Source organism: Promicromonospora kroppenstedtii DSM 19349 (assembly GCF_000515355.1).
Classification (GTDB): Bacteria; Actinomycetota; Actinomycetes; order Actinomycetales; family Cellulomonadaceae; genus Promicromonospora; species Promicromonospora kroppenstedtii.
In genome coordinates this window covers 43,610-49,354 of the sequence record NZ_KI911740.1, presented here as the reverse complement: position 1 = coordinate 49,354, position 5,745 = coordinate 43,610, and the positions used below count along the sequence as shown (strand labels likewise).

Here is a 5,745-nt window from a genome sequence, read left to right as displayed (position 1 = left end):
GCCGCGGCGCCGTCGGGCATGAGCGCCGTCGTGGGCGGTGACCCGGACGAGGTGCTGGCCGCGATCGAGGCCGCCGGCCTGTGGCCCGCGAACGTCAACGGCGCGGGCCAGACGGTCGCCGCCGGGTCCCTGGAGAACCTGACCAAGCTCGCGGAGAATCCGCCGACCCGCGCCCGCGTGATCCCGCTGCAGGTGGCCGGCGCGTTCCACACGCCGTTCATGGACGCCGCTCGGGCCGAGTTCGAGCCGGTCGCCCTGGGCTGGGACGCCGCCGACCCGACGCTGCCGTTCCTCGCCGACCTGGACGGGACCGCCTACACCGGCGGCGCCCACGGCCACGGCACCGGCGCCGACGTGCTGCGCAACCTCGCGGGCCAGGTCACGGCCCCGGTGCGCTGGGACCTGATCATGACCGAGCTCGCCGCGCGCGGTGTCACGGGCCTGCTGGAGCTCGCTCCCGGCGGCGTCCTGACGGGTCTGGCCAAGCGCGGCCTGAAGGGCGTCGAGACGGTGGCGGTCAAGTCGCCCGCCGACCTCGACGCGGCCCGCGAGCTGATCGCGGCACACAGCAACGCCCTTTCCAGCGGCACGAGCGCGACCGGAGCAGACCAGTGACCTCCCTCCAGCAGGCCCAGCCCACCCAGTTCTCGCGGATCCTGGCGATCGGCGCGGAGCGCGGTGAGCTCGTCGTCACGAACGACGACATCGCGGGCCCCATCGACTCCTCGGACGAGTGGATCCGCCAGCGGACCGGCATCGTCACCCGGCGCCGGGCCGGCGCCGACAAGGACATGCTCGACCTCGCGGAGGCCGCCTCGAACCGCGCGCTGGCCGCCGCCGGCCTGACCGGCGCCGACATCGACGCGATCATCCTGTCGACGATCACGCACATGCACATGACGCCGTCGGGCGCCGCGATCCTGGCCGAGCGCATCGGCGCGACGCCCGCCGCGGCCTACGACGTGTCGGCCGCGTGCGCCGGCTACGCCTACGGCATCGGCCAGGCGGACGCCCTGGTCCGCGCCGGGCTCGCCCGCCACGTGCTGGTGATCGGCGCCGAGAAGCTCAGCGAGATCATCGACCCGACCGACCGCTCCATCTCGTTCCTGCTGGGCGACGGCGCGGGTGCCGCGATCGTCGGCCCCTCGGACACGCCGGGCATCGGCCCGACGGTGTGGGGCTCGGACGGTTCCAAGGCCACCGCGATCCGACAGACGCACTCCTGGACCGAGCTGCGCGAGGACCCCTCGCTCGGCTGGCCCACGCTGCGCCAGGACGGCCAGACGGTCTTCAAGTGGGCGAGCTTCCAGATGGCCCCCATCGCCGAGAAGGCGATGGCCGAGGCCGGCGTCACCGCCCAGGACATCCAGGTCTTCATCCCGCACCAGGCCAACATGCGGATCATCGACCAGATGAAGAAGCAGCTCGGTCTGCCGGATACCGTGGTGATCGCACGGGACATCGCCGAGACCGGCAACACGTCCGCCGCGTCGATCCCCCTGGCCGCCGAGCGGCTCCTGTCCGAGGGACAGGCGAACTCCGGCGACCTGGCCCTGCAGATCGGGTTCGGCGCGGGCCTCGTCTACGCCGCACAGGTCGTGGTGCTGCCGTAGCCGTAGGACGGTCCACGGACATGACCCGTTGTGCATTCCGGTCACGGGATGCGCCAAGATCTGACCAGCAAGACTCCGGTGCCCGACGGCGCCGGTGACCGTTACCGAAAGATAAGGAAGTCCCATGGCCAACACGGACCAGGAGATCCTCGAGGGCCTCGCCGAGATCGTCGCCGAGGAGACGGGCCTCGACACGGCCGACGTCCTGCTCGAGAAGTCCTTCACGGACGACCTCGACATCGACTCCCTGTCGATGATGACCATCGTCACGCACGCCGAGGACAAGTTCGGGGTTCGTATCCCGGACGAGGAGGTCAAGAACCTCGCGACCGTCGGCGACGCCGTGAGCTTCATCAAGGGCGCCCAGGACTGAGCCGCCCCCCGACGGCGGCCGCGCGGCCGGCTGAGATCCACCGGCCCGCGCCGCCGTCGGGCACCGCTGCCCACCGGCAGCCCCCTTTGGCACCTGCCCCCATTCGTCCCACACCCTCGGGAGCATCATCATGACCTCCGCACGCGAAGTCGTCGTCACCGGCCTCGGCGCCACCACCCCCATCGGCGGGGACGTGGCATCCACGTGGGAGGCCGCGCTCGCCGGCGTCTCGGGGGCGCGCACCCTCGAGAACGACTGGGCCGAGAAGTACGGGATCCCCGTGAACTTCGCCGCCACCATCAAGGTGGACCCGGCTGAGGTCCTGACCCGCCCCGAGACCAAGCGCATGGACCCGTCCGCGCAGTACGCGATCGTCGCGACCCGTGAGGCCTGGGCCGACGCGGGCAGCCCCGAGGTCGCGGGCGAGCGGCTCGGCGCCGTGGTCTCCTCGGGCATCGGCGGCATCCAGACCATCCTGGACGGCTGGGACACGCTCCGTGAGCGTGGCGCCCGCCGCATGCTGCCCATGACCGTGCCCATGCTCATGCCGAACTCGCCGACGGCCTACGTGTCGCTCGAGCTCGGTGCCCGCGCCGGCACGCACGCGCTGGTCTCGGCGTGCGCCTCCGGCGCCGAGGCGGTCGGCTACGCCGCCGAGATGATCCGCTCCGGCCGCGCCGACGTCGTCGTCGCCGGCGGTACCGAGGCGTCGATCCACCCGATGCCGCTCGCCGCGTTCGCGGCGTCGCGCACGCTCTCGCTGCGCAACGACGACCCGCAGCACGCCTCCCGTCCGTACGACATCGACCGCGACGGCTTCGTCCTCGGCGAGGGCGCGGCGGTCCTGGTGCTGGAGAGCGCGGAGCACGCCGCCGCCCGCGGCGCCCGCGTCTACGCCAAGGTCGGCGGCGTGGGCCTGTCGTCCGACGCCTACCACATCACGTCCCCGGACCCCGAGGGCACCGGCCAGGTGACCGCCATGCGCTTCGCCATGGAGGACGCGGGCGTCACCACCTCCGACGTCGTGCACGTCAACGCGCACGCCACCTCGACCAAGGTGGGCGACCTCACCGAGACCGCCTCGATCCGCAAGCTCTTCGGGTCGGACGCCGACCACGTGCAGCTCTCGGCGACCAAGTCGATGACCGGCCACCTGCTCGGCGGCGCCGGCGCCATCGAGTCGGTCTTCGCGGTCAAGGCCGTGGCCGAGCGCCTGGCCCCGCCGACGATCAACGTCGAGAACCCCGACCCCGAGCTGCAGGTGCCGCTCGTGCGCGACGAGCCGGTCAAGCTGCCGGGCGGCGACATCGCCGCGATCAACAACTCGTTCGGCTTCGGCGGCCACAACGTCGCGCTGGTCATCCAGAGCCACTGAGGTCCGTGTCAGACGCTCAGGTCACCCCGGTGACCTGAGCGTCTGACATGTCGGGGCGCCTCGCGGCTCCCCTCCTCCTGACATGGGAGAATGTCACCATGGCAATGCGTGAGATCCGAGTGGTTCCCGACCCTGTGCTGCGCACCCCGTGCGACACCGTGACGACGATCGACGACCGCGTGCGCGGGCTCATCGCCGACCTGGTCGAGACCGTCGACGACGAGGGGCGCGCCGGGCTGGCCGCCAACCAGATCGGTGTCTCGCTGCGGGCCTTCTCGTGGAACATCGAGGGCGAGATCGGCTACGTCATCAACCCGCGCATCGTCGAGCTCGGCGAGGAGCTGCAGGACGGCGGCGAGGGCTGCCTGTCCGTGCCCGGGCTCTGGTACCCGACCGTGCGCGCGAACTACGCGCGGGTCGAGGGCATCGACCTGGACGGCCGGCCGGTCACGATCGAGGGCACCGGGATCATGGCGCGCTGCCTCCAGCACGAGACGGATCACCTGGACGGCATGGTCTACCTGGACCGCCTGCAGAAGGAGACCCGCCGGGCCGCGATGCGGGAGCTCCGCGCGCGCCTGTGAGGGGCCCGTGCTCCATTTAGTACATATCGCTCATGTGGGATGGGTCATCAGGAGATTCGTCCGGGTACTAGTGGCGGTACGTCCCTTTAGGCAAGAATGTGCCGCACGAACTCGTCGTACGAAGTGATTCTTTCGACAGCATGCGCACCGTTTCGCCTCGCATGTCACGGATGGATCGGGCAGGATGTGGTCCGAAGCACCGCTGTGCAGCCGACCACAGCGTCACCGCCCTGGTGAGGACGTAGGGGAAGACGTACCTCGATCCAGGGAGGAAGACATGGCCGGTGTCATCACGCGGGGTGTGCTTTTTGTGCATTCCGCACCTCGTGCCCTGTGTCCCCACATCGAGTGGGCCGCGGGGAACGTCCTTGGCGTGCGCGTTTCCATGGACTGGACCGCGCAGCCTGCTGGGCGCAGCCTGTACCGCGCCGAGTACTCGTGGCAGGGTCCGCAGGGCACGGGCGCCAAACTGGCGTCCGCCCTGCGCGGGTGGTCCCACCTGCGGTACGAGGTCACCGAGGACGCGAGCAACGGGGCCGACGGCGCCCGCTGGTCGCACACGCCCGACCTCGGCATCTTCCACGCCATGACCGACGTGCACGGCAACGTCGTGGTGCCGGAGGACCGGGTGCGTGCCGCCCTGGAGCTCGCCGACCCCCGCGCCATGCGCGACGCGCTCGATCTTGCCCTGGGCGCCGCCTGGGACGACGAGCTCGAGCCGTTCCGCTACGCCGGCCTGGGTGCCCCGGTCCGCTGGCTCCACCAGGTGGGCTGACCCCCGCTGGGCGGCGGCCTCCGGTCGACCGGCGTTGAGCACAGCAGTTGCTGCCAGAACGCGGCCCGTTCTGGCAGCAGCTGCTGTGCTCAGTGCGTTCTGCCCCGGCGCGGGCGGACGAAGACGCAGTCGCCCGCCATCATGAAGAGCGAGAAGAACGGCAGGCCCATGACGACGGCGATGCCGGCGTGCATGAGGAGCGCCCCGCCGACGGCGGCCAGCCGCAGGTGCCGCTGCAGCAGCAGGAGCGGGAACGCGAGCTGCAGCGCGAGCGTCCCCCACGTCACCGCGGCGACGAGCCAGCCGCTGCTCGCGAGCAGGTCGGCGACCGGCTGCCACGGCCGGAACTGCGGCAGCGACAACGGGTAGTACACCGCCGAACCGTCGCGCCACTCGGATCCCTGGAGCTTGAACAGCCCCGAGAGCACGTAGACCAGGCAGATCTGCGCGCCCACGGCCAGCACGGCGGCGTTGTGCAGCAGGTTGCGGAGCTGCGTCCGGCCGGGTCGGCTCCGCCGGCGGCAGGCGTCCAGGGACAGGCGGGCGGAGGAGTCCGCGACGCAGAGGTAGACCAGGAGGATCCGCGAGATGTTGTCGCCCTGGTCGGCGACCAGGGGGTTGATCGCGGTCAGGCCCCACCAGCCGAGCAGGAGCACCGGAACCAGGACCCGGGCGCGCCAGCCGAGGGCCACGAGCACCGCCACCAGGAACAGGGCCACGCAGCCGGCGGTGAGCAGCGGGCCCGCTGCCAGGGCGTGGGCGCCGAGCGGCACGGCCCAGCGGGCGCCCGTGCCCCACAACGCCTGCCGGTCAGAGAAGTTCACCGCGACGTACCCGGCGATACCGAGACCCAGGACGATCCGCATCAGGGCGACGCCGTAGGTCGCGTGGGCGCGCAGGGTCATCCAGCGGACGCCGGCGTCGAGCAGGCGGGTCGGGTCGGGCAGGCGGGTCACGGGGCGGGCTCCACCTCGCCCCGCAGCGCCGCCCACGTCCGCCGGAACGCGGTGTCGTCCTGGCCGGGC

Annotated in this window: 7 protein-coding genes; 6 read left to right on the top strand and 1 reads right to left on the bottom strand. The window is 71.7% G+C overall.

What is annotated here, in order from left to right; all coding sequences use genetic code 11:
* From PROKR_RS22715 to PROKR_RS22690, 6 genes are all read left to right on the top strand, one after another.
* The coding region (locus tag PROKR_RS22715; protein WP_036967901.1) for an ACP S-malonyltransferase at positions 1-615 on the top strand (615 nt) is incomplete at its 5' end.
* On the top strand, positions 612-1,613 hold the full coding sequence (locus PROKR_RS22710; protein ID WP_036967898.1) for a beta-ketoacyl-ACP synthase III: 1,002 nt from the start codon (positions 612-614) through the stop codon (positions 1,611-1,613). The genes PROKR_RS22715 and PROKR_RS22710, both read left to right, overlap by 4 nt.
* A gap of 124 nt (positions 1,614-1,737) precedes the next feature.
* Positions 1,738-1,986: an acyl carrier protein gene (locus PROKR_RS22705; protein ID WP_020014121.1), complete on the top strand. Its 249-nt coding sequence runs from the start codon at positions 1,738-1,740 to the stop codon at positions 1,984-1,986.
* A gap of 130 nt (positions 1,987-2,116) precedes the next feature.
* A complete protein-coding gene (gene fabF / locus PROKR_RS22700) occupies positions 2,117-3,361 on the top strand; it encodes a beta-ketoacyl-ACP synthase II (RefSeq protein ID WP_036967896.1) in 1,245 nt (414 codons plus the stop codon).
* A 98-nt stretch (positions 3,362-3,459) separates the two neighbouring features.
* Entirely contained in the window at positions 3,460-3,945 is a 486-nt protein-coding gene (gene def / locus PROKR_RS22695; protein WP_036967894.1) for a peptide deformylase, read from the top strand.
* A gap of 277 nt (positions 3,946-4,222) precedes the next feature.
* Positions 4,223-4,720 carry a DUF3145 domain-containing protein gene (locus PROKR_RS22690; RefSeq protein WP_026365457.1) on the top strand — a complete coding sequence of 166 codons (498 nt, stop codon included), beginning with the start codon at positions 4,223-4,225 and terminating at the stop codon, positions 4,718-4,720.
* Between the two features lie 89 nt (positions 4,721-4,809).
* Here PROKR_RS22690 and PROKR_RS22685 read toward each other — a convergent pair whose 3' ends face one another.
* The gene (locus PROKR_RS22685; RefSeq protein ID WP_051433256.1) at positions 4,810-5,676 is read right to left on the bottom strand and encodes an HTTM domain-containing protein; all 867 of its coding nucleotides are present in this window, start codon (positions 5,674-5,676) and stop codon (positions 4,810-4,812) included.
* Positions 5,677-5,745: the final 69 nt, after the last annotated feature.